Here is a 23,441-nt window from a genome sequence, read left to right on the forward strand (position 1 = left end):
AGCAATCCGCAAAGCCGGCCCGGCTTCGCGACCACCGATCCACCACCAGCCGGAATTCCATGAAACTCGTCGACGAAGCCGAAATCCAGGTCATTGCAGGCAACGGCGGCAACGGCTGCGTCGGTTTCCGTCGCGAGAAGTTCATTCCGCTGGGCGGGCCGGACGGCGGCGATGGCGGTGACGGTGGCAGCGTCTGGCTGCAGGCCGATGAAAACCTCAACACGCTGGTCGATTTCCGCCACCAGAAGCAGTTCCGCGCACAGCGCGGCGAGAACGGCATGGGCCGACAGATGTACGGCAAGGCGGGCGAGGACCTGACGATCACGGTGCCGGTCGGCACGGTCGTCATGAACGTCGAGACCGACGAAGTGATCGGCGACCTGACGCGCCACGGCGAGCGCCTGCTCGTCGCGCGCGGCGGCAAGGGCGGCCTCGGCAACATGCACTTCAAGAGCTCGACTAACCGCTCGCCGCGCAAGGCCTTGCCGGGTCTGCCAGGCGAGGAGCGCGAGCTGCGCCTCGAGTTGAAGCTGCTCGCCGACGTCGGCCTGCTGGGCTTCCCGAATGCCGGCAAGAGCACGCTGATCCGCGCGGTATCGGCAGCGACGCCGAAGGTCGCCGATTATCCGTTCACCACGCTCTACCCGAACCTCGGCGTCGTCAGTGTCGAGGCGCACCGCAGCTTCGTGATTGCCGATATTCCGGGCCTGATCGAGGGCGCGGCCGACGGCGCAGGTCTGGGTGCGCAGTTCCTGCGCCACCTCCAGCGCACCCGGCTGCTGCTGCACCTCGTCGATATCGCCCCGATGGAAGGTGGCGTGGAAGGCGTGACGCCGGCCGAGCAGGTGCGCGCGATCGAACGCGAGCTCGAAAAGCACGACCCGGAGTTGCTGAAGAAGCCGCGTTGGCTCGTGCTCAACAAGGCCGATCTGTTGCTCGAAGAGGAGCAACAGGACGCGGCGCGCGCCGTCATCGAGGAGCTCGGCTGGAGTGATCGCTGGTATCTCGTGTCGGCCATCGGGCGCGAGGGCACCTGGCCGATCATGCTCGACGTCATGGCGTTCTTCGATCGCCAGCGTCAGGATGCGCTCGACGAGGCGAATGCGGCCGGCGACGGCGTCTGAGTCGCGACGGGTAGACGCAAGGCCATGCAGGCAGTCGTGTCTGGGGCGCCGTATTGCGCCGCCCGTATGTGGACGAGTGCGAGCGGGCGCCGCGCCGCTACCACTGTCGCTACAGGCAGGGTGTTGCTGTCGTCCCCGCGGAGCTGGCGGCGCCATGCGCCAAGCCTTGAGAGCACTGCGGGGCGTGCGCGTTATACACGTCGGGTACAGGCGGGCGGGTCGGGTGGATGCCCGCCTCGTTGCCTGCGGCTCGCAATGCCCCCGGTGGCGTCCTATGGCCGATCCCGAAACCGTGACGCCGGCAGCGCGTATGCCGCGACCTTGGATCTGTCTAGCGCGTCGTGGCGCCCCGAATTCACTGTCGGCCTGAGCCCGGCCACAAAAAAACCCGGCCGGGGCCGGGTTTCTTCGAGCGTCTGCCAGCCTGGATCAGGCGGCGGTCTGAAGCGCGCGGATGCGGGCGTTCAGGCGGCTCTTGTGACGTGCAGCCTTGTTCTTGTGGATCAGGCCACGCGAGCTGAAGCGATCGAGGATCGGCTGCGCGGTCGCGAAAGCGGCCTGGGCACCGGCGGCGTCATTTTCGTTGATCGCCTTCAGCACCTTCTTGACGGCGGTGCGCAGCATCGAACGCTGACTGGCGTTACGGGCGTTGCGCACGACTGCCTGCTTGGCGCGCTTCTTGGCGGACTTGATGTTTGCCACGGTGGGTTCCTGAAAATTGGTTGAAACTGGTAAGGAATGCGGGTGCGGAAAATCAGACCCAAAAGTATGGCTAGCTCAATGGCTTGCGTCAACTCCAAGCAAATAGGGAAGTGTTCATGAAACAGGGGCCGGGCCGCAGGAGAGCGGCCGGAATGCTGCGCTCGACCGTCGTGTTCAGCGCAATGACGTTCCTCTCGCGCATCGCGGGCTACGCACGGGACTCGCTGCAGGCCTATGTATTCGGCACCAGCGCGGCGGTGAGCGCGTTCGTGGTGGCCTACCGCATCCCGAACTACCTGCGGCGCATCTTCGCCGAGGGCTCGTTCTCGTCGGCGTTCGTGCCGGTGCTCTCCGAGCTCAAGCAGAAGGGCGACGACGAGGCGCTGCGCGATGTGCTCGACCACGTCGCCGGGGCGCTGCTGGCGGCGGTCATCGTCGTCACCGCGCTTGGCATGCTGCTGGCACCGTGGATCGCGCGGTTGTTCCTGCTGTTCGCCGACGCCGGGGACGACGGCATCGTCGCGATCACGGCGGACATGCTGCGGATCACGTTCCCGTACCTCGTCTTCATCTCGATGACGGCGCTCGCCGGTGGCGTGCTCAACACGTTCCGCCATTTCGGCGTGCCGGCGCTGACCCCGGTGCTGCACAACATCGCGATCATCGCCGCGATGCTGGTGCTGCCGCGCTTTCTCGACATGCCCGAGAAGGCGCTGGCCTGGGGTGTGCTGGCCGCGGGCGTGCTGCAGATGCTGGTGCTGTGGCCGACGCTCGCCCGGCTCGGTGTGCGGCCGCGCTTTCGCTTCAACTTCGGCCACGAGGGCGTGCGGCGCGTACGCACCCTGATGCTGCCGACGATCTTCTCGTCCTCGGTGGCGCAGGTGAACCTGCTCGTCGGCACGATGTTCGCGTCGATGCTGGTGGTCGAGGCGCAGGCGTGGCTGTACTACTCGGACCGACTCACCGAACTGCCGCTGGGCCTGTTCGGCGTTGCGGTCGGCACGGTGATCCTGCCGCAGTTGTCGCGCCACTTCGCAGGCGCCGACGAGGCAGGCTACTCGCGCTCGCTGGACTGGGGCCTGCGCGTGGTGCTGCTGCTCGGGCTGCCCGCTGCGCTAGGCCTCGCGCTGCTGGCGGTGCCACTGACCGCGGCGCTGTTCGGTCGTGGTGAGTTCACCGCGGAGGACACTCGCATGGTCGGTTATGCGCTCACCGCGATGAGCCTGGGCATTCCCACATTCATGCTTAGCAAGGTGCTGCTGCCGGCTTTCTACGCGCGTCAGGACACGCGCAAGCCGATGCGCGCCGCGGTAATCACGGTGGCCGTCAATGTCGCGCTGACGGTCGCGTTCGTGCTTCCGCTCGACTACCTCGACGTCCGTGCCGCCCACGTCGGCATCGCTGCGGCCACCGCGCTGGCCGGCGTGGTCAACGCCGCGCTGCTCTGGCGCTACCTGCGACGCGACGGCATCTACCGCCCCGAGCCGGGCTGGACGCCGTGGCTGACGCGCATCGCGGCGGGCCTTGCGGCGATGGCGGCCGTCGTGATCCCGTTCGAGTGCTGGGTCAGGACCACCCAAGGACCGTGGATGACGCTGCCCGACCTGTGGCGCGTGGCCTGGGTGCTGCTGATCATCGCCGCTGGTGCGGGCGCCTACGGCGCGGTGCTGCTCGCACTCGGACTGCGGCCGCGTCACCTTCGCCATTGAGCGCCGGACGGACGGGACCGGGCACGCGGCTATACTTCCGCGGATGAGCAGGCTGTTTCGAGACGTCGAGGGCGGGCCGCGGTGCCCGCACGGCAGTGTGGTCTGCATCGGCGCATTCGATGGCCTGCACCTCGGGCACCAGGCGCTGGTGCGCCACACGGTTTCGCGTGCGCGCCTGCTCGACCTGCCCGCCATCGCGCTGAGCTTCGAGCCGCTGCCTCGCGAATTCTTCGCACGGGGCGAGCCACCGGCACGGCTGTCGCTCGCACGAGCCAAAGCGTGCGGTCTGTTCGACCTCGGCGTCGACCAGGTCGGGCTGCTTCGGTTCCACCACGGGCTGAGTCAGCTCACCGCCGAGCAGTTCGTCGACGCGGCGCTGGTCGACCGGCTTCGAGCGCGTGAGGTCTGGGTTGGCCCCGACTTCGTGTTCGGCCACCGCCGCGGTGGCGATCTGGCAACGCTGCAGGTGCTCGGGCAGTCGCGCGGTTTCACGGCCGGGGCGATCGAGCCTGTGCAGCTGGACGGTGAGCGCATATCCAGCACGGCGATCCGTGCGGCGCTGCGCGACTCCAACTTCGATGCGGCGGCCCGCATGCTCGGGCGCCCGTATGCGATTGCCGGGCGCGTCGTGCGGGGGCAGCAGCTCGGCCGCACGCTCGGCTACCCGACCGCGAACCTGCGGTTTGCCGGCCGCGCACCTGCACTGTCGGGCATCTTCGCGTGCCGGGTGCGTGGCATCGCCGAGCGGCCATTGCCGGCCGTGGTGAGCCTGGGCACGCGCCCGACCGTGGATGGGGTTGAGCCGCTGCTCGAGGCCCACATCTTCGACTTCGACGGCGATCTTTACGGACGGCGGATCGAAGTGGAGTTTGTTGCCAAGCTGCGCGACGAGGCCCGCTTTCCCGACCTCGAAACACTCACCGCACAAATGCACCGCGATGCCGACCAGGCGCGCGCCCTTCTCATGCACGATCAACGCCGCGCGTTCGGCTGAGACCTCGCTGTGAACGATTCCAACAAGTCCGGCACCGATTCCAAAGACAATCCGTACAAGGCGACGCTGCACCTGCCGGCGACGGACTTCCCGATGCGTGGCGACCTGCCCAAGCGCGAGCCGCAGACGCTCGCGCGCTGGGAAAGCGAAGGGCTGTACGCGCGCGTCCGCGAACAGGTTGGCAAGCGCGAGAAATCGTTCGTGCTGCACGACGGCCCGCCGTACGCGAACGGCACGATCCACATCGGCCATGCGGTCAACAAGGTGCTCAAGGACATCGTGGTGAAGTCCAAGCTGCTCGCCGGCTTCGACGCACCGTACGTGCCGGGCTGGGACTGCCACGGCCTGCCGATCGAAGTCGCGGTCGAGAAAAAGCACGGCAAGGTCGGCGACAAGCTCGACGCAGCCGCGTTCCGCCAGAAGTGCCGCGAGTACGCAGCCGAGCAGATCGAACTGCAGCGCCGCGATTTCAAGCGCCTCGGCGGTCTTGCGGACTGGGACAACCCCTACCGCACGATGGATTTCCGCTTCGAAGCCGACATGCTGCGCTCGCTCGCGAAGATCGTCGAGCGCGGCCACATCGTGCGCGGCGCGAAGCCGGTGCACTGGTGTTTCGATTGCGGCTCGGCGCTGGCCGAGGCCGAGATCGAATACGCCGACAAGAAGTCGCCGGCGGTCGACGTCGCGTATCACGCGCGTGATCCGCAGGCGCTGGCGCAGGCGTTCGGTGTCGACATTGAATCGGGCACCGAAGTCGCCGTGCCGATCTGGACGACGACGCCGTGGACGCTGCCGGCAAGCCTCGCGGTTTCGATTGGAGCCGACCTCGAGTACTCGCTGGTCGAAGGGCTGGCCGGCCCGAACGGCCGGCGCCTGCTGGTACTCGCGAGCGCGCTGGTGGAACGGACACTCGCGCGCTACGGCGTCGAGGACGTGCGCGTGCTCGGCACCGCCGCGGGCGCGGCGATGGAGAACCTGGTGCTTGCGCATCCTTTCTACGAGCGCGACATCCCGCTGCTGCTCGGCGAGCACGTCTCGGCGGAAGAGGGCACTGGCGCCGTGCACACCGCGCCCGGCCATGGCCAGGAAGACTTCGCGGTCAGCCAGCAGTACGGTCTGATCGAGCGCTACAGCGCCGCACAGATGAACCCGGTCGATTCGCGCGGTCGCTACCTGCCGGGCACGCCCGATGCGAACGGTGCCGAGATCGCCGGCCTGCACATCTGGAAGGCGAACGATGTGCTCGTCGAAGCCGTGCGCGGCCTCGGCCTGCTGCTCGCAGCCTCGCCGCTCGAGCACAGCTACCCGCACTGCTGGCGCCACAAGACGCCGGTGGCATTCCGGGCGACGCCGCAGTGGTTCATCTCGATGGAGCAGGCCGGGCTGCGTCGCGATGCGCTCAACGCGATCCGGCAGGTCGGCTGGTTCCCGGAGTGGGGCGAGGCGCGCATCGCCGGCATGGTCGAAGGCCGTCCGGACTGGTGCATCAGCCGCCAGCGCACCTGGGGCGTGCCGATCGCGCTGTTCGTCCACCGGCACACCTTCGAGCCGCATCCGCGCTCGGCCGAGCTGATGCGCGAGGTCGCCAGGCGCGTGGAGCAGGCCGGCGTCGACGCGTGGTACGAGCTCGACGCGAGCGAACTGCTTGGCGACGAGGCCGGCGATTACGACAAGGTCACCGACATCCTCGATGTCTGGTTCGATTCGGGCGTCACCCACGAATGCGTGCTTGCGCAGCGGCCGGACGACGGGCTGCACAAGCCGGCCGACCTGTACCTCGAAGGCTCCGACCAGCACCGCGGCTGGTTCCAGTCCTCGCTGCTGACCGGCGTCGCGATGGACGGCGTCGCGCCGTACCGGCAGGTGCTGACGCACGGCTTCACGGTCGATGCGCAGGGCAAGAAGATGTCGAAGTCGATCGGCAACGTGGTCGAGCCGCAGAAGGTCATCGACCAGATGGGTGCCGATGTGCTGCGCCTGTGGATCGCCTCGACCGATTACCGCAACGAGATGTCGGTCTCCGACGAGATCCTCAAGCGCAGCGGCGATGCGTACCGCCGCATCCGCAACACCGCGCGCTTCCTGCTCGGCAACCTGCACGGCTTCGAGCCGGCGCGCGACCTGCGTCCGCTCGAGGACATGGTCGCGCTCGACCGCTGGATCGTGCATCGCGCGCACGAGCTGCAACAGCGCATCACCGCCGCGTACGAGCGCTATGACTTCGCCGAGATCGTGCAGGCGCTGTCGAACTTCTGCAGCGTCGACCTGGGCTCGGTGTACCTGGACATCACCAAGGACCGGCTCTACACCATGCGCGAAGATTCGCGCGGGCGCCGTTCGGCGCAGAGCGCGATGTACCGCATCGCCGAAGCGTTCGTGCGCTGGATCGCACCGGTGCTGAGCTTCACCGCCGACGAGATGTGGCAGCACCTCCCGGCGCCCGCCGAAGGCGAGCGCGCGGGCAATGTGCTGTTCGCGACCTGGTATGACGGGCTTGCCGCGCTTCCGGCTGATGCCGCGCTGTCGGCCGCCGACTTCGACCGGCTGCTCGGCCTGCGCGAGCAGGTCAGCCGCGTGCTCGAGCCGATGCGCGCGGCGGGCGAGATCGGCGCCGCGCTCGAGGCCGAGATCGCACTCCGTGCGTCCGCTGCCGACCAGGACTGGCTCGCGTCGTTCGCAGACGAACTGCGTTTCCTGTTCATCAGTGGAGACGTCACGGTTCAGCCCGATACGACGCCGCAGACGATCGCGGTTTCCGCGTCGCCGACCGGAAAGGCCAAGTGCGCCCGCTGCTGGCACTACCAGTCGAGCATCGGGCTGGCGCCGAACCATCCGGCGCTCTGCGCGCGCTGCGTCGAGAACGTCGACGGTGCGGGCGAGGACCGACGCTGGTTCTGACCGGCGTCACTCCGAAGCGCTGAATTCCGTCAGCGCAAGCGATACAGGCGCCCTGTTCCGGCGCCCTGATCAATGCGACCTTTTGGCCCGCTGCTTCGGGCCTCCGGCTACGGCCGACTTTGCAGGCACATGCACATGACCCATCCCAAACCCAACGCACTGATCTGGCTGCTGGTCTCGGCCGTCGTCATCATCCTCGACCAGCTCACCAAGGCGTGGGTGCTCACTTCGCTGCCCGAGTACACCGCAATCCCGGTGATCGAGGGCATCTGGAACTGGTACCGCACCTACAACACCGGCGCCGCGTTCAGCTTTCTCAGCGAGGCGGGCGGCTGGCAGAAGTACTTCTTCGTGATCCTGGCGGCGATCATCAGCGGGCTGCTCGCCTGGTGGCTGTCGCGCACGCCCCGCAACGACTGGCGCGTAGCGCTGCCGTACGCGCTGGTGATCGGCGGTGCGATCGGCAACGTGATCGACCGCGTCGTCCACGGCCACGTGGTGGACTTCATCCAGTGGCACTGGCGCGACTGGTACTGGCCGGCGTTCAACATCGCCGACATGGCGATCGTCGGTGGCGCGATCGGCATCGCGGTGCTCGGGCTGTTTGGCGGGCAGAAAGGCCCGGCGCGCGCGGAGGGGTAGAATCGCCCGATGGACGTCCTGCTTGCCAACCCCCGCGGCTTCTGTGCCGGTGTCGATCGCGCGATCGAGATCGTCAAGCGCGCGATCGAAACGCTCGGCGCGCCGATCTACGTGCGCCACGAAGTCGTGCACAACCGCTTCGTGGTCGACGACCTCAAGCAACGCGGTGCGATCTTCGTGGAGGAGCTCGACGAGGTGCCCGACGACGCGACCGTGATCTTCAGTGCGCACGGCGTCTCGCAGGCCGTACGCGCTGAAGCCGACCGTCGTAGGCTCAAGGTCTTCGACGCGACCTGTCCGCTGGTGACGAAGGTGCACCTCGAGGTCGCGCGTCACTGCCGCGCCGGCCGCGACGTGGTGCTGATCGGTCACGAGGGGCATCCCGAGGTCGAAGGCACGATGGGCCAGTGGCAGCGCGAATGCGGGGAAGGGCGCATCTATCTGGTCGAAGACACCGACGACGTGGTCGAGCTCGAGGTCGCCCAGCCCGAGAACCTCGCGTACACCACGCAGACGACGCTGTCGGTCGACGACACGCGCATCGTCATTGCCGCCTTGCGCGAGAAGTACCCCGCGATCCAGGGGCCAAAGAACGACGACATCTGCTACGCCACGCAGAACCGTCAGGACGCGGTGCGAGAACTGGCTTCGCGCTGCGATCTGGTGCTGGTGGTCGGCTCGATCAACAGCTCGAACTCGAACCGCCTGCGCGAGCTGGCCGAGCGCGACGGCGTGGAGGCATACCTGATCGATGGCGCCGACGAGATCAATCCCGCTTGGGTGGCCGGGCGCGTCCGGGTCGGCGTAACGGCGGGCGCGTCGGCGCCGGAGGTGCTGGTGCGCGGAGTGATCGACCGGCTGCGCGAACTTGGCGCGACTCAAGTGGGTGAGCTGGAAGGCGAGCCGGAGAACATGGTGTTCGCGCTTCCGCGCGAGCTTCGCTTGCAGCTGGTTGATTGACCCTTTTGGGAACGGCCCCTACAATGGCCGGCCTTGCGGTCCACCGCAATGTGTTACGCCGGAATAGCTCAGTCGGTAGAGCGGCGCATTCGTAATGCGTAGGTCGTAGGTTCGATTCCTATTTCCGGCACCAATCAAAAGCCCGCGACGGAAACGTCGTGGGCTTTTGTCTTTCTGGCTGGCCGTCCGGGTTCGCACTTGGGCATCGCGGCGGATGGGCAGCCAACAGGCTCGGCAGATCACGCTGCTGAGCCGCAACCTGCCGCCCATCGGCAGAAGGCCACGCGCACACCCCTTTCAGCGAATTGTGCGGCCCGGGCCGAAGGCCCCGGCCCGCGTTTCGTCAGGCCGCCCGGGCGCTTGGCGCCGGCGGCGCGTTCGCGGCTTCCGGCATCAGGGATGCCACGTGCGTGAAATACCGGCCCAGTGCGTCATCGAGCGATGGCATGCCGAACGCCCGATGGCTGCTCATCGCGCTGAAACGCGGACGACGTGCAAGCAGGCGGCGACGGTGGTCGTGGCAGATCTGGATGCCGCTCGGGTCGACCTCGGCGAGTTGCGCCGCACGCATTGCGAGGTCGGCCCACGTGATCGCGTCGCCATTCGTCAGGTGCCAGATGCCGGCTTCGCGATCGATCAACAGATCGAGGCAATGGTCGACGAGGTCGGGCACATAGGTCGGCGAAATCGTGAGGTCCTGCGAGGCCACGAACGGCTGTTGCTCGCGAAGGGCACGGAGGGCGACCGAGATGAAGTTGTGCTCGTCCCAGGGCCCGAAGAACGAGCTGGTGCGGATCACAAGCGCGTCGGGGTGACGGTCCAGCACGAGTTTTTCGGCCCGGGCCTTGCTTTCACCGTAGACGTTCAGCGGCTCGATCGTGTCGGTCTCGACATAAGGCGCGCCCTGTTCGCCGTTGAACACGAGGTCCGTCGAGAACGTGACCAGACCGACGCCGTGCCGGGCGCAGACCGCGGCCAGGGTCGCCGGGCCGTGGGTGTTCTCGCGGAAGCAGCGCTCGGCGTCCTTCTCGGCCTCGTCGACACGGACGTAGCCGGCCGTGTTGATGACGGCCCACGGCTGGTATTTCTCGAACGCGCGCTCCACCGAGTCGGCATCGGCGATGTCCATGTCAGCACGCGAGAGCAGGCGGAAGTTGAGCTCGCGCTGGGTGCAGATGCGCGCGAATGCGCGCCCCAGCGTGCCGGTTGCGCCTGTGATCAGGATCGGTGCGGTGTTGCCCCCGATTCGCGGCCGCGGCGGGAATGTCAGCTGGGGCAGCGACACCGGCTGCTGGACCTCGAAGCGCTCCGGACGCAACCACCAGCCCGAGCCCGACAGCACTGGATCGTCCGGCAACGAGCCGCGGGCGAGTTGCTTCATCAACCCGGCGACCGCGGTGGGGCGGGGCACGCCACCCCGCACGTCGAACGCGCCCGATTCGTAGTAATCACGGCATTCGGTCAGCAGGCAGTTCCAGTCGTACAGACCCAGCAGGCCCCACACCGTCACCGCCCGGATGTCCGCACCTTGGGCGCGCGCCTGCTCGGCACCGGCCCAGATCTCGGCGAGCCAGCGCAGCTGGTCCTCGCGCTTTGCATCGATGTGGGCTTCGGTGATCGCGATCGGCAGGCCGTACCGCTGCCATGCTTCCAGCAGCAGTGGGCCGATGCCGCCCGTAGGCTCGGCGAGCGCCAGCGCCGCGTGGATGTCGGCATAGCGGTGCCGCCGGTTGCCGCCGCGGTAGGGCAGCGGATAGTTCTCGAGGTTCTCGTCGAGGAAGCGCTCGCTGGTGACGTAGTAATTGACGCCGATGATGTCCGGCGGGCACGGGTTGTCCCGGAACCAGAGGATTTCCTCCGCCGTCGCGCCGCACTTCCTGATCAGCCACGACCACAGCGGATGGGCCTCGTCGACCCGTCCGCAGATGAGGTCCCAGCCGAGCCAGCGCAGTTCATTGCTGAGCTTGGCCTGGTAGGCGAGCAGCGGAGTGCTGTAGATCTTGCCGAGATCGTCGGTCTGGACCAGCTTCGCGTTCGGGTTGACCTCGCGGATCGCGCGCATCGCCAGAACGGTGCCACGGCACTCGTTGAACAGCGCGTCCTTGAACGTGCGCTCGTCGCGGCCGTGCGGGTACCACACGCCGTACAGGCCGCTGAAGCGCGCGGTCGTCAGCGGCTCATTGACCGGCGTGTAGTGCTCCACCCACGGGTAGCGGGCCGCCACGGCGCCGGCATAGCTCGCCAGCTTCTGCGGAAACTCCGGGTCAACCAGGCTGGTGTGGATCGGGCCGCTGCCGTGGTGGACGAGCCCGACGATCGGCTCGACGCCGAGCTCGCGCAGGCGGCCAAGCCGCTCGTCGGGCCACGACCAGTCCGCGGACTCCGGACCGTCCGGCGCGATCTGTTCCCACAGCACCGGATACCGGATCGCACGAATTCCCAGTTCCGCGAAGCGGTCGATGTCGTCGACCCGGTTGATATGCGCACTCCGCGCGAGCTGGTAGGTGTACTGATCACCCACCCGGCTGATCGTGCACTCCACACCGCCCCACAGTTCCAGGTTTTCGTTCGGGCCCGTCATAGCGTGCTGGTACTCCCGGGTTAGCGCTTGGAGCTGATCAGTGGGGCCGAGGCCGCCTGCGAGGCGCTGCTGCCCGACCGCACTGCGACCAGGTCGGCGGGCGCTGCTTCGGCATCGCTGTCGCTGTCGCTGTCGCCGAGCTTCTCGAGCACGTACTCCGAGGCCTTGAGCGCGGCGCCGACACACTGGTCCATGTTGTAGTAGCGGTACTGCGCAAGACGGCCGACGAAGGTGACGCCCTTTTCCTGCTGGGCGAGTGCTTCGTACCGCTTGAACAGCACTTCGTTTTCGGGGCGCGGCACCGGGTAGTACGGGTCGCCTTCGGCCTGCGGGAACTCGCGCACCAGCGACGTGCCGGAGTGCTTCTGGCCGGTGAGGTGCTTGAACTCGGTGACGCGGGTGAAGTCGTAGTCGTTTGGGAAGTTCACCGTGCCGACCGACTGGTACTGCTCCGTGTCCGGCAGATGCTGGTGCTCAAACCGCAGCGAGCGGTAGGGCAGGCGGCCATAGCAGTACGCGTAGAACGCATCGACCGGACCGGTGTAGACGATGTGGTCGGACTGCACCTTCTCGCGCATCTCGAAGAAATCGACGCCGGTTTCGACACGGATGTTCGGATGGTCGAGCATGCGCTCGAACATCTTCGTGTAGCCCTCGGCCGGCATCTTCTGGAAGGTGTCGGTGAAGTAGCGATCGTCGCGGTTCGTGCGCGTGGGGATGCGCGCGGCCACCGAAGACGCCAGCTGCGACGGATCCAGGCCCCACTGCTTGCGGGTGTAGCCGCGGAAGAATTTCTCGTAGAGGTCCTGGCCGACGGCGTTGACGACCACGTCCTCGCTGGTGCGGATGTTCTCGCGCGGCTCGCGGACGGAGTCGTAGAACGCCTGGATCGTGTCCTCGTTGAGGTCGAGGCCGTAGAGCTCGTTGACGGTGTCGATGTTGATCGGGATCGGCACCAGCTTCTCGCCGACCTTCGCGAGCACACGGTGCTCGTAGTCGCGCCACTCGGTGAACTGCGACAGGTACTCGGCGATGCGGGCACCATTGGTGTGGAAAATATGCGGGCCGTACGGGTGGATCAGTACGCCGTGCGCATCCGTGCGGTCATAGGCGTTGCCGCCGATGTGGTCGCGCTTGTCGATCACGAGCACGTCGTAGCCGCGCTCGGCCAACTGGCGGGCCACGACGGACCCGGAGAAACCGGCGCCTACGATCAATACATCAGTCTTCATCGGGTCTTCCTGTCAGTGCGCGATAGCGGAGGCGGGAGCGGTGTCGAACACGGCTTCCTGGATGTTGCGGCGCATGGAGGCGACGGTCGCGTCCCACGTCGCCGCCGACGCGCGCTCGATGCCTTCGGCAATGAGGCCAGCGTCAGGCGAGCGCCACGCACGTTCGACGGCGTCGACGAACTCCTCCGGCGAGCGCGCAACCTGCACGATCGGGGTGAAGTTGCGCACGACATCGGCGATCGCGGTCGAGACGACCGGCTTGCCGCCGGCCATGTACTCGAGCGTCTTGGTCGGGTTGATGTACTTCGTCGCCTCGTTGAGCGCGAACGGCATCAGGCAGACGTCGAACCCCTTCACGAGCGCCGGCAGGTCGCTGTACTTCTGCTGGCCCAGCCAGTGGATGTTCGGGCGGTCCGGCAGCTCGGCGCGGTCGACCTTTGCGAACGGGCCGGCCATCACCACCGAGGCTTCGGGGAAGCGATCGGCGAGCGCGGCGACCAATTCATAGTCCAGTCGCTCGTCGATGACGCCGAAGTAGCCGAACACCGGCTTCGGCAGCGAGGCGACGGAGGCCGGAACCTCGGTTTCCTCGAGGCGGGCCTTGCCGTAATGCTCGACGTCCACGCCGCAACCGTAGAAGTGCACGTTGCTGTGGTGCTTGGACTTCGATTCGAACAGCTGGAAGCCGCCCGTAAAGACCACGTCGGCCTTCGACATCACGAAGCGCTCCCGGTCGGCGATGTCCGGCGGGGCGAAGCGGAAGCTCGCCAGTTCGTCCATGCAGTCGTAGACCAGGCCGTGGCCGCCGAACTGGCCCAGATAGCCCGGGGCACTCATCGGCGAGTAGAACCACTGCACCGGATCGTCAAAGTGGCCGGCCAACAGCGGGTGCTCGCGCAGCGCCTTGCGGATCAGCGGCAGGAAGATCTCTGCATCCTTGTCGGCGTTGATCGCGAGCGCCTGCGGCACCTTCGGGATCAGGCGCACGATGTTCGGCTGCACTTCGTCGATTGCCAGGTGCGGCTCGCCGTCGGCGATCTCCGGATCCTCGATGAACAGGATCCGATGGTTGTCGGCCAGGCGCGAGAAGATCTGCTGCGGGCGCTGCCACACGAAGTCCCAGCGCAGGTGGCAGTGAACGATGATCGGGAAGTCGGAGCGACCGCTCGATGTGCGATTGCGCGTCTGGTTACGGATGACTGACGTGCCATCCACCACCGTAGGATCGAAATTCGTGGAGGACGAGGCCGAAGACGTGACCTCAGTGGCGGTCAGCTCATCCGTTTCCTTTGACATGGTGCTCTCGCTGGGTTGGTTAAACCTAAGTCTTGAGTGAATGCCTTCTTTTCCGTGTGAAGCCGACCATATGAGCCGACCGTATGACGAGTAATGTGCCCGCCGCACACACGCCCACGGGCGCCTATCCGCGCCCGCTGATGCAACGCGCCCACTGGGTTTCGCTCGACGGAGCCTGGCAGTTCCGCTTCGACGACGAGAAGGAGTTTTCGCACCCGCGCGAGATCGATGACTGGCCGTTGCAGATCAACGTGCCGTTCCCGGTCGAGTCCGAAGCCAGCGGAATCGGCGATCGCGGATTCCACCAGGGCTTCTGGTATCAACGTGAATTCGAAGCTGATCCGGCCGGTGGACGCATCCTGCTCCACTTCGGTGCCGTGGATTACCGCGCCAAGGTCTGGGTCAACGGCACCTATGTGGTGAGCCACGAGGGCGGTCACACGCCGTTCACGGCCGACATCACGCATGCGCTGAACCCGGACGGCCCGCAGGTGGTGACGGTGTTCGTCGAGGACGACCCGCATGACCTGACCAAGCCACGCGGCAAGCAGGACTGGCAGCTCGAGCCGCATTCGATCTGGTACCCGCGCACGTCCGGCATCTGGCAGACCGTCTGGCTGGAACGTGTCTCGTGCACGTATCTGCAGAAGATCCGCTGGACGCCGCACGTCGAGGGTTTCGCGCTGACGTTCGAGGCCCGCGTGGTCGGCGATCCCGCGGATGACCTGTCGGTCGAGGTGGTGATCAGTCATCGGGACCGGGTGCTGGCGCACGATCGCTACCGGGTCATCGACTCCGAGGCGGACCGGCGCATCATCCTGTCCGACCCCGGCATCGACGATTACCGCAACGAGCTGCTCTGGAGCCCGGAACGGCCGCAGCTTCTGGACGCCACGGTGCGGCTGTTGCGCGGCAACGAGGTGATCGACGAGTTCAAGTCGTACACGGCGCTGCGGTCGATCAGCGTGCTGCGCGACCGCGTGATGCTCAACGGCCGGCCGTACGTGCTCAAGATGGTGCTCGACCAGGGCTACTGGCCGGACACGATGCTGGCGGCCCCCGACGACGACGCGCTGCGGCGCGATGTCGAGCTGGCCAAGGCCATGGGCTTCAATGGCGTGCGCAAGCACCAGAAGATCGAAAACCCGCGCTATCTGTACTGGGCGGACAAGCTGGGCCTGCTGGTCTGGGAAGAGATGCCGTCCGCCTACCGCTTCACCCGCACCGCGATCAAGCGATTGATCAAGGAGTGGAGCGAGGTGATCGAGCGCGACTACAGCCACCCCTGCGTGATCATGTGGGTGCCGTTCAACGAGTCCTGGGGCGTGCCCGAGTTGCCCAACATCGGCGCCCAGCAGCATGCCGTGGCCGCGTTGTACCACCTGACGAAGACGCTGGACCCGACCCGCCCGGTGATCGGCAACGACGGCTGGGAAAGCAGTGCGACCGACGTCATCGGCATCCACGACTACGACGCCGACTCCGATCACCTGCGCCAGCGCTACGGGCCCGAGGTCAGCCCGCAGCAGCTATTCGATCGGCGTCGTCCGGGCGGCCGCATCCTCACGCTCGATGGCTACCCGCACCGCGGCCAGCCGATCGTGCTGACCGAGTTCGGTGGCATCGCGTACGAGAAGATCCCCCAGGAGGGCGTGCCTGAGGTCTGGGGCTACTCGACGGCCGAGGCCGAAGAAGAGTTCCTGACGAAGTTCCAGATCCTGATCGAGGTCGTCACGCATACCGCATTGTTCAGCGGCTACTGCTACACGCAGTTCGCGGACACTTTCCAGGAGGCGAACGGCCTGCTCACCGCAGATCGCGTGCCGAAGATTCCGCTCGAGGAGATCTCGCGCTGCGTTTCGGCGTCGCGCATGTATATCCCGGGGGCTGCCTGATGGATCGGCTCGAGCTCACCAAGCCGGACGGCCGTGCACTGACGTTGTACGCGCTGCAGGCGCTGGAGGGCATCGGGCCGGCGCCCAGCCCGTTCCTCGACCCGCTAGGCCACACGCCGCATCTGCGGCGCAACCCGCTGCGGGACGAGTGGGTGACGTACGCGGCGTACCGGCAGAACCGCACGTTCCTGCCGCCGCCGGAATACAACCCGCTTGCGGTCACGACCGATCCGGCCAATCCGACCGAGCTGCCGGTCGGCAACTGGGACGTCGCGGTGTTCGACAACCGCTTTCCGTCGCTGAGCCTCGCCGAGGGCGAGGCGCCGGCGCTGGCCGTCGACACCGCACCCGGCATCGGCAAGTGCGAGGTCGTGGTGTTCACCCAGGACCGCGAATCTTCGCTCGGTGCACTCTCGCTCGCGCATATCGAGTTGCTGCTGCGGGTCTGGGCCGACCGCACGGCGCGCCTGGCCGAGAACGACAGAATCCGTTACGTGCTGCCGTTCGAGAACCGCGGCGCCGAGGTGGGCGTCACGTTGCACCATCCACATGGCCAGCTCTATGCGTATCCCGAAGTGCCGCCGGTGCCTGCACGCATGCAGCAGGTGGCGACCGAGTACCACCGCAAGCATGGCCGCGGCGTGCTGCAGGACCACATCCGCAAGGAAATGGAATCCGGCGAGCGCATGCTCTACACCGGCGAGCATGCAGTGGCGTTCGTGCCGGCCTGCGCGCGCTACCCGTACGAGGTGTGGGTCGGGCCGATCGAGCCGGTGGCGACATTCTGCAACCTGACCGATGCGCAACGCGCTGACCTCGCGCGTGCGTTGAAGACCGTGCTGATGAAGTACGACCGCCTCTGGGATCGGCCCTTCCCGTATCTGATGGCGTGGTACCAGGCACCCACGGACGGCCAGCCGCACCCCGAATCGCACCTGCACGCCGAGTTCTATCCGCCGTACCGCACGCGCGAGCGACTGAAGTACCTCGCGGGCACCGAGCTCGCGGCCGGCTGGTTCGCGATGGACGCGCTGCCTGAGGACAAGGCGCGCGAACTGCAGCAGATCGACGTGGACATCGATACCCCATGAGCCAATTCGAAGCGCTGTTTGGCGCAGCCCCGGCAGTGACCGCCGATGCCCCGGGCCGGGTGAACCTGCTCGGCGAGCACACCGACTACAACGACGGCTTCGTGCTGCCCACCGCGATTCCACAGCGCACGACGGTGGCAATCCGGCCCAACGGCACGGATACCTTCGTCGTCCGCGCGGAAACGCTGGACTGCGAGGCGCGCTTCACGCTGGACCAGGGTCCGTCCGAGCATTTCGCGTCCTATCTCTACGGCTGCATCCGCGGCGTGGCAGAGCAGGGCGCGGACGTGCCGGGGCTCGACATCCATGTGGACTCGAAAGTGCCGATGGGCGTCGGGCTGTCGTCCAGCGCCGCGCTCGAGGTCGCGATGCTGCGCGCGCTGCGTGAGCTGCTCGGCCTGTCGATTGACGACGTGCGCATCGCCCAGCTCGCGCAGCGGGCCGAAATCGATTACGCGGGCGTCAACTGCGGAATCATGGACCAGATGGCGTCCAGCCTCGCCGATCAGCGTCACATGCTGTTTCTCGACACGCGCAGCCTGGAGCGGCGCGTGCTGTCGATGCCGCCTGCAACCGAGCTGCTCGTCGTCGACTCGGGCCTGAGCCGCTCGCTGGCCGCCAGCGCGTACAACCAGCGCAGGGACGAATGCGAGCGTGCCGCGCAGCAGCTCGGCGTTGCATCGCTGCGCGACGTCGAGGACGTGGCAGCGGTCGAGTCCCTGCCCGAGCCGCTGCGCCAACGGACCCGGCACGTGGTGAGCGAAAACGCGCGCGTGCTGCGGGCAATTGAAGGAATCGAGGCCGAGGAGTTCGGCCGCCTCATGAATGCCTCGCACGCGAGCCTGCGTGATGACTACGAGGTCTCGGTGCCGCCGCTCGACATGCTGGTGGACCTGCTGCAGCAGCACCCGGCGGTTCACGGGGCGCGGCTTACCGGCGCCGGATTCGGTGGCGCCTGCGTGGCGCTGTGCCGTGACGGCGAGGCCGAGCGCGTCGGACGCGAAGTAGTGGAGCGCTATGGACAGGCCGGGCAGAACGGGCGCGTGCTCGTACCGGCGCAGGAGGCGGAATGATCGACGAACGTGCGCACACCATGTCGGCGGGCGACTTTGCCGCGACGTTCCTGCCCGAGCGCGGAATGCTCGGTGTTTCGCTGACGCACCGGGGCGAGGAGATCCTCAGGCTCGTCGACGAGTTCGAAGCCGCGACCACGACCGGCAAGTCGATCGGCATACCGTTGAACCATCCATGGGCCAACCGGTTGAGCGGTTCGGAATATCGCGCAGCCGGTCGCAAGGTCGATCTCGATCCGGAATCGCCGCTGCTCCAGCGTGACTGGAACGACATCATCATCCACGGCGTGCCGTGGGCGCGACTGACGTGGCAGCAACTCGACGCCAGCGAAACAAGCCTCGCCAGTCGCTTGGACTGGAACCGCCCGGAACTGCTCGAGGTGTTTCCGTACGAGCATCAGGTCGAGATCACGGCCTCGCTGGACGGGCAGGGGCTGACGGTCACCACGGCGGTCATCGCGTCCGGTAAAGACTCGGTCCCGGTGAGCTTCGGCTTCCATCCATACATCGCCGTGCCCGGCCTGTCGCGCCGCGACTGGCACCTCGTGCTACCGCAGATGCAGGTGATCGTGCTCGACGAGCGTCTGCTGCCGGTTGGCGATCGCAAGCCGTTTGCCGGCCATGACGGCCCGCTGGGTGATTTGGAGTTCGACCACGGGTTCGCATTCGAATCCGAGCCGGCCACGATGTCGATCGCTGGCAATGGCCGCCGCGTCAGCGTCGACTTCCTCCGTGGCTTTCCATATGCGCAGATCTACGCGCCCTCAAGCCACGACCATATTTCGCTCGAGCCGATGACGGCGCCCGCCAATGCGCTGATCAGTGGTGAAGGCCTGCGCGTGCTTGCGCCTGGTGAGCGCTTCGAAGCGGTTTTCCGCATTCGTGTTGATGACATGCCGGAGTGATGGGCCGGCACCGGGCTTTAGCTGAAGCGTGCTCGTCGCGCCGGCACGGTCTTGGTTGCAAGTACGTCTTGAGGGCACGTCCATCATCAACGTTGAAGCACACGAACCACGCTTGTGGTGGTGAGCGCCATCGAATGCTTGCGCCGGTCATGGCGCCGAACTCAGAAAAATTCCTACAAACTGGAATCTCAAGCTTCGAAAGGTTTCGCTAAATCGGCCGCAAAACACGCGTTGCGCTCGAGATCAAAGTCCTGATCGCGAAAATAATGACGAAATATTCGTTACGGTCGCGTCTTTCATCGCATCCGCGCAACGGCTTAGCACGTAGCTTCTTGTTGAACGGGCGCCAGGTGACCGCTTTTATCGAAGCGGTTGTGCTTGTTTTTCCTCTGGGTCTGTTCCCCCACCGGATGCCCCCGCATTCGAAAAAACAAGGAGTATTACCCATGAAACGCACTGCCATAGCCGTTGCGCTTGCCGGTCTTGTAATCGGCGGCGCCGCAATCGGTTCGAGCCATCGTGAAGCTCCGAAGATCAGCGAAATGCCGACCGTGGATAACACGGACCTTTATATGTTCCGCAGCTACGAGGCGGGTCGCGAAAACTATGTCACGCTGATCGCGAACTTCCGGCCGTTCCAGGAGCCGTGGGGCGGCCCGATCTACTATCCGTTGAACGAGGAGGGGCTGTACAGCATCCACGTCGACAGCAACGGCGACGCCTATTCGGATACGTCGTTCCATTTCCGTTTCTCGAACAACTACCGCGGCCTCACGGTGCCGGTGGGCGGCAAGGACATTGCCGTACCGATCATCAACATCGGCCAGTTCGGCGGCGACGCCGAGCCGGAGCCGACCCAGAACCGCGTCGAGTCCTACGCATTCGCGAGTGTGCACAAGGGCAAGGTCACCCTCGCCAGGAACCTGGCGAACGGCAAGAACTTCTTCTACAAGCCGATCGATAACATTGGCCAGAAGTCCATCGTCCCCGACTACGAGACCTACGCGAGAAACCACATCTACCCGGTGGCGATCGAAGGCTGCGCGGGCGAGTCGCGCGTGTTTGTCGGTCAGCGCAAGGAAAGCTTCGTTGTCAATGTCGGCGAGATCTTCGACCTGATCAATTACGATCCGGTGCAGCCGCGTGATGGCGAGCGCAATGTGCTCGACGACTCGAACATCACCACGATTGCACTGGAAGTGCCGATCGCCTGCCTCACCACGAGTGGCAGCCCGATCATCGGTGCGTGGACGACGGCCAGCCTGAAGAAGAACGAGGGCAAGGGCGTGAGCTACAAGCAGGTGTCGCGCCTGGGCAACCCGCTGGTCAACGAAGTCGTGATCGGCATGCCTGACAAGGACAAGTTCAACTCGGTCAGCCCGCGCCGCGATGCGAGCCTCTTCGCGAAGTACGTGCAGTTCCCGACCCTGCCGAAGCTGATCGAAACGCTGTTCCCGGTGAAGGCCCCGAATGTGTTCCCGCGTACGGACCTCGTGGCCGTGTTCCTGACCGGTATTCCGGGCCTCAACAAGCCCGAATCCGTGGTGCCGGCCGAGATGATGCGCCTCAACACCTCGATCGCTCCGGTTCCGGCCAGCCAGCAGGATTCGCTGGGCGTGATCGCAGGTGACACCGCAGGCTTCCCGAACGGCCGTCGTCCGGGCGATGACGTGGTGGACATCGAGCTGCGCGTCCTGATGGGCGCATTGCTGACCGATGAGCAGGCTCCGTCCCGGACCCTGCCGTACACCGACGGTGCGCTCGTAACTGCAACCCAGTTCCAGGACAAGTTCCCGTACCTCAACACGCCGCTTCCGGGTTCGCCGAACGAGGCACGCGATGAGGATGACATCGACAACAACCCCGCCGGCGGCTGATCAACGCGCCGATAGCAGCGGCAGCGGCCCGTTTTCCGGACCGCTACCGTTGTAACTCACAGGGCTGGCTTGAAAAGGGCCCTGGCGTTTGAAGTAGTAGATGAAATGACCCGGCGACGTCCTGTCGCCGGGTTTCCTACGAGAGGCGTGCGCGATGACGCGATGGTCCATCGCATTACTGCTGTTACTGTTTCCGCTGTGTGGGCTGGCCCAGCGCCCACCCGCCGTGGTGCCGACCGATCGCGCTGCGGTGGTCGAGACGCTCCCCAAGGGCTACGCGGCGCTGATGCCGCGGGGCGGGCAACCCCCTTCCGCGGCCGCTGCGCAAGAGTTGCTTGAGACCGCGGCGCGCTCGGGCGATGCGCGTCTGGTCGCACGCGCCGACGCGATGCTGGCCCGGATTCCCGAGGCGCGTCGCACTCCCGCGTCGCTACGCGCCCAAGCGTACGCCGCCCAATACCGACACGACTTCGCGAGCGCGCTTGCGCTGCTCGACCGCGCGATCGAGCTGGACTCGCGCGATGCGGATGCGCGCCTTTCGCGCGCGCAGATCCGACTGGTGCAGGGCGATCTCAAGGGCGCGCGCCGTGACTGCACCTCACTTGCGATCGGCATCGACTCGGATGCCGGGCTGCTCTGTGTTGCCGCACTCGGGCTGCGCCGCGGCGATTACGCCGGCGCAGCAAAGCTGCTCGATCATTGGTTTTCCCGAGCGCCTGCCGACGCCGACACGCGGCGGCACGCCCTGGTAATGCGCGCCGAAGTTGCATCGCGTAGCGGCGGAGCTGAGGCTGACGCATGGTTCCGCCGCGCGCTGGCGCTCGATCCGCGCGACGTACGCACGCTCGCCGCGATGTCGCGCCACCTGAGGAGTACCGGGCGCCCCGCCGAGGCCTACGCGCTGCTTGCCGACGCGCCGGTCAGTGATCACCTGCTGCTGGAGCGCGCGCTCGCGGCCCATGCCAGTGACAAGCCCGATGCTGCCCGGCTTGCAAGCGCTCTAGAACGCCGCTTCGCGCTGACGCGCAGGCTCGGCGCAGAGCCGGACCTGCGCGACGAGGCCGAGTACCTGCTTGTGGTGCGTAACGATGCAGCCGCAGCGCTGCCGCTCGCGCAGCACAACTTCGCCGAGCAGCGTGACCACGAGGACGTGGACCTGCTGCGCCGCGCCGCACATGCGGCCGGGCAGCCGCAGGCACTGCGCACGGTCGAAGCATGGGCGGGCGAGCAGGGGCTGGAACTGTCGCCGCTGCAGGTGGCGTCGCGATGATGCGCATATTCCGATCCATCGCCGCTAGCCTGCTGCTGCTCGCACTCGTGCCCATGGCACACGCGCACAACGTGTCCGTGTCGCATCTGGACATCGAAGCCCCCGCGGGCGACGGCCCGGTCCGCGTCGAGCTCGACGTCGCCGTCCGCGACCTCGCGCTCACGCTGCCGGTGGACCGCGACCGCGACGAACGCGTGACCTGGGGCGAGCTGCTCGATGCCCGCGAGGCGATCGAGCGTCTTGTGCAGGGCGGGGTAGTGCTGTCGAGCGGAGGCAAGGTCTGCGACCTTTCACCGACGGGCCTGGCGACCCGCCAGTACGACGACGGGGCGTACGCGACGGTGCAACTCGAAGCGCACTGCCCGGGGGGCGGTGCCCTGCAGCTGGATTACAACCTGCTGCGCGATCGCGACCCGCAGCACCGTGCGCTGGTCACGCTGCGTCGTGGTGACCGCGCCACCGCGGCGATCGCGCGTGGCAAGCCCGTGGTATTCGACGTCAACCTCGAGCGCAGCAGCGGTTGGGTCGACTACCTGCGCGAGGGCGTGCACCACATCCTGATCGGCTACGACCACCTGGCGTTCCTGCTGTCGCTGCTGCTGCCGGCCGCGCTGCTGCGCGAGCGCGGGGACTGGCAGCCGGTGCGCGACTGGCGCCGCAGCGTCGGGCATGTGCTCGGCATCGTCACGGCATTCACAGCGGCGCACTCGATCACATTGAGCCTGGCCGCGCTGGGCTGGGTTACGCCGGCATCGAAGTGGGTCGAAGCCGCGATCGCCGCAAGCGTGGTGCTCGCCGCGCTCAACAACGTGCGCCCACTGATCACGCGCCGGCTGTGGCTGGTGGGCTTCGCATTCGGCCTGATCCACGGCTTCGGTTTCGCAGGCGCGCTTGGCGAGCTGGGGCTGCCCGACGGCGCACGGCTGTCGGCGCTGCTCGGGTTCAACGTCGGCGTAGAACTGGGGCAGATCGCGGTTGTGGCCGCCGCACTGCCGGTGCTCGTGGCCGTACGCGACAAGCGCTGGTATGCGAAAGCGGTGATGCCGTTGCTGTCGCTTGCGATCGCCGCGCTGGCCGCATTCTGGCTCTGGGAGCGACTCGCAGGCTGATGCGCCTGTGACGCGAACGCGGCAGGCACGGTCGAGCGCGACGGCGCCCGCCGAACGCGACCGCAGCGCCCGCCGCTGGAGGT

General features: G+C 66.7%; 17 protein-coding genes and 1 tRNA gene. 14 read left to right on the forward strand and 4 right to left on the reverse strand.

The window, feature by feature from the left end; genetic code table 11:
• The first annotated feature begins 59 nt into the window (after positions 1-59).
• Positions 60-1,124 carry a GTPase ObgE gene (obgE, locus tag ACFFGH_RS14605; RefSeq protein WP_386669457.1) on the forward strand — a complete coding sequence of 355 codons (1,065 nt, stop codon included), beginning with the start codon at positions 60-62 and terminating at the stop codon, positions 1,122-1,124.
• 429 nt (positions 1,125-1,553) lie between these two features.
• On the opposite strand, the gene rpsT is transcribed toward obgE, so the two are convergent.
• Complete coding sequence (rpsT, locus tag ACFFGH_RS14610) at positions 1,554-1,826, reverse strand: 30S ribosomal protein S20 (RefSeq protein ID WP_386669460.1); 273 nt, start codon at positions 1,824-1,826, stop codon at positions 1,554-1,556.
• A 152-nt stretch (positions 1,827-1,978) separates the two neighbouring features.
• Between rpsT and murJ the strand changes: the two genes are divergently transcribed.
• From murJ to ACFFGH_RS14640, 6 genes are all read left to right on the forward strand, one after another.
• Positions 1,979-3,535 (forward strand): murein biosynthesis integral membrane protein MurJ, encoded by a 1,557-nt coding sequence (murJ, locus tag ACFFGH_RS14615; RefSeq protein WP_386669463.1) that lies wholly within the window; start codon positions 1,979-1,981, stop codon positions 3,533-3,535.
• Positions 3,536-3,578: 43 nt separating this feature from the next.
• Positions 3,579-4,529 (forward strand): bifunctional riboflavin kinase/FAD synthetase, encoded by a 951-nt coding sequence (locus ACFFGH_RS14620; protein WP_386669465.1) that lies wholly within the window; start codon positions 3,579-3,581, stop codon positions 4,527-4,529.
• A 93-nt stretch (positions 4,530-4,622) separates the two neighbouring features.
• Entirely contained in the window at positions 4,623-7,427 is a 2,805-nt protein-coding gene (gene ileS / locus ACFFGH_RS14625; RefSeq protein WP_386670236.1) for an isoleucine--tRNA ligase, read from the forward strand.
• Positions 7,428-7,562: 135 nt separating this feature from the next.
• A complete protein-coding gene (lspA, locus tag ACFFGH_RS14630; RefSeq protein WP_386669468.1) occupies positions 7,563-8,069 on the forward strand; it encodes a signal peptidase II in 507 nt (168 codons plus the stop codon).
• Positions 8,070-8,078: 9 nt separating this feature from the next.
• The gene (gene ispH / locus ACFFGH_RS14635; RefSeq protein WP_386669470.1) at positions 8,079-9,029 is read left to right on the forward strand and encodes a 4-hydroxy-3-methylbut-2-enyl diphosphate reductase; all 951 of its coding nucleotides are present in this window, start codon (positions 8,079-8,081) and stop codon (positions 9,027-9,029) included.
• A gap of 57 nt (positions 9,030-9,086) precedes the next feature.
• Positions 9,087-9,162: transfer RNA gene (locus ACFFGH_RS14640), tRNA-Thr, on the forward strand.
• A gap of 210 nt (positions 9,163-9,372) precedes the next feature.
• Here the strand turns inward: ACFFGH_RS14640 and ACFFGH_RS14645 are convergent.
• Genes ACFFGH_RS14645 through ACFFGH_RS14655 form a run of 3 tightly spaced genes read right to left on the reverse strand, consistent with a single transcriptional unit; the run spans position 9,373 to position 14,138 of the window.
• On the reverse strand, positions 9,373-11,610 hold the full coding sequence (locus tag ACFFGH_RS14645; RefSeq protein ID WP_386669473.1) for an SDR family oxidoreductase: 2,238 nt from the start codon (positions 11,608-11,610) through the stop codon (positions 9,373-9,375).
• A gap of 20 nt (positions 11,611-11,630) precedes the next feature.
• Complete coding sequence (glf, locus tag ACFFGH_RS14650; RefSeq protein WP_386669475.1) at positions 11,631-12,842, reverse strand: UDP-galactopyranose mutase; 1,212 nt, start codon at positions 12,840-12,842, stop codon at positions 11,631-11,633.
• Between the two features lie 12 nt (positions 12,843-12,854).
• Entirely contained in the window at positions 12,855-14,138 is a 1,284-nt protein-coding gene (locus ACFFGH_RS14655) for a glycosyltransferase (protein WP_386669478.1), read from the reverse strand.
• An 83-nt stretch (positions 14,139-14,221) separates the two neighbouring features.
• Between ACFFGH_RS14655 and ACFFGH_RS14660 the strand changes: the two genes are divergently transcribed.
• The 7 genes from ACFFGH_RS14660 to ACFFGH_RS14690 all read left to right on the forward strand — a co-directional run bounded on the left by ACFFGH_RS14660 (position 14,222) and on the right by ACFFGH_RS14690 (position 23,358).
• A complete protein-coding gene (locus ACFFGH_RS14660; protein WP_386669479.1) occupies positions 14,222-16,033 on the forward strand; it encodes a glycoside hydrolase family 2 protein in 1,812 nt (603 codons plus the stop codon).
• Positions 16,033-17,124 (forward strand): galactose-1-phosphate uridylyltransferase, encoded by a 1,092-nt coding sequence (galT, locus tag ACFFGH_RS14665; protein WP_386669481.1) that lies wholly within the window; start codon positions 16,033-16,035, stop codon positions 17,122-17,124. The genes ACFFGH_RS14660 and galT overlap by 1 nt, the downstream gene beginning before the upstream one ends.
• Positions 17,121-18,197 (forward strand): galactokinase, encoded by a 1,077-nt coding sequence (gene galK / locus ACFFGH_RS14670; protein ID WP_386669483.1) that lies wholly within the window; start codon positions 17,121-17,123, stop codon positions 18,195-18,197. Before galT ends, galK begins: the two co-directional genes overlap by 4 nt.
• Entirely contained in the window at positions 18,194-19,102 is a 909-nt protein-coding gene (locus tag ACFFGH_RS14675; RefSeq protein ID WP_386669485.1) for an aldose 1-epimerase, read from the forward strand. Before galK ends, ACFFGH_RS14675 begins: the two co-directional genes overlap by 4 nt.
• Before the next feature lie 350 nt (positions 19,103-19,452).
• Complete coding sequence (locus ACFFGH_RS14680) at positions 19,453-20,979, forward strand: DUF4331 domain-containing protein (RefSeq protein ID WP_386669487.1); 1,527 nt, start codon at positions 19,453-19,455, stop codon at positions 20,977-20,979.
• A 154-nt stretch (positions 20,980-21,133) separates the two neighbouring features.
• Entirely contained in the window at positions 21,134-22,249 is a 1,116-nt protein-coding gene (locus ACFFGH_RS14685; protein WP_386669489.1) for a tetratricopeptide repeat protein, read from the forward strand.
• Complete coding sequence (locus ACFFGH_RS14690; protein ID WP_386669491.1) at positions 22,246-23,358, forward strand: HupE/UreJ family protein; 1,113 nt, start codon at positions 22,246-22,248, stop codon at positions 23,356-23,358. The genes ACFFGH_RS14685 and ACFFGH_RS14690 overlap by 4 nt, the downstream gene beginning before the upstream one ends.
• The last annotated feature ends 83 nt before the right edge of the window (positions 23,359-23,441 follow it).

Source organism: Lysobacter korlensis, from assembly GCF_042434515.1.

Coding starts and splice junctions, on each gene's coding strand:
- obgE (WP_386669457.1), top strand. CDS start 60: ATGAAACTCGTCGACGAAGCCGAAATCCAGGTCATTGCAGGCAACGGC.
- murJ (WP_386669463.1), top strand. CDS start 1,979: ATGCTGCGCTCGACCGTCGTGTTCAGCGCAATGACGTTCCTCTCGCGC.
- ACFFGH_RS14620 (WP_386669465.1), top strand. CDS start 3,579: ATGAGCAGGCTGTTTCGAGACGTCGAGGGCGGGCCGCGGTGCCCGCAC.
- ileS (WP_386670236.1), top strand. CDS start 4,623: ATGCGTGGCGACCTGCCCAAGCGCGAGCCGCAGACGCTCGCGCGCTGG.
- lspA (WP_386669468.1), top strand. CDS start 7,563: ATGACCCATCCCAAACCCAACGCACTGATCTGGCTGCTGGTCTCGGCC.
- ispH (WP_386669470.1), top strand. CDS start 8,079: ATGGACGTCCTGCTTGCCAACCCCCGCGGCTTCTGTGCCGGTGTCGAT.
- ACFFGH_RS14645 (WP_386669473.1), bottom strand. CDS start 11,610: ATGACGGGCCCGAACGAAAACCTGGAACTGTGGGGCGGTGTGGAGTGC.
- glf (WP_386669475.1), bottom strand. CDS start 12,842: ATGAAGACTGATGTATTGATCGTAGGCGCCGGTTTCTCCGGGTCCGTC.
- ACFFGH_RS14655 (WP_386669478.1), bottom strand. CDS start 14,138: ATGTCAAAGGAAACGGATGAGCTGACCGCCACTGAGGTCACGTCTTCG.
- ACFFGH_RS14660 (WP_386669479.1), top strand. CDS start 14,222: ATGACGAGTAATGTGCCCGCCGCACACACGCCCACGGGCGCCTATCCG.
- galT (WP_386669481.1), top strand. CDS start 16,033: ATGGATCGGCTCGAGCTCACCAAGCCGGACGGCCGTGCACTGACGTTG.
- galK (WP_386669483.1), top strand. CDS start 17,121: ATGAGCCAATTCGAAGCGCTGTTTGGCGCAGCCCCGGCAGTGACCGCC.
- ACFFGH_RS14675 (WP_386669485.1), top strand. CDS start 18,194: ATGATCGACGAACGTGCGCACACCATGTCGGCGGGCGACTTTGCCGCG.
- ACFFGH_RS14685 (WP_386669489.1), top strand. CDS start 21,134: ATGACGCGATGGTCCATCGCATTACTGCTGTTACTGTTTCCGCTGTGT.
- ACFFGH_RS14690 (WP_386669491.1), top strand. CDS start 22,246: ATGATGCGCATATTCCGATCCATCGCCGCTAGCCTGCTGCTGCTCGCA.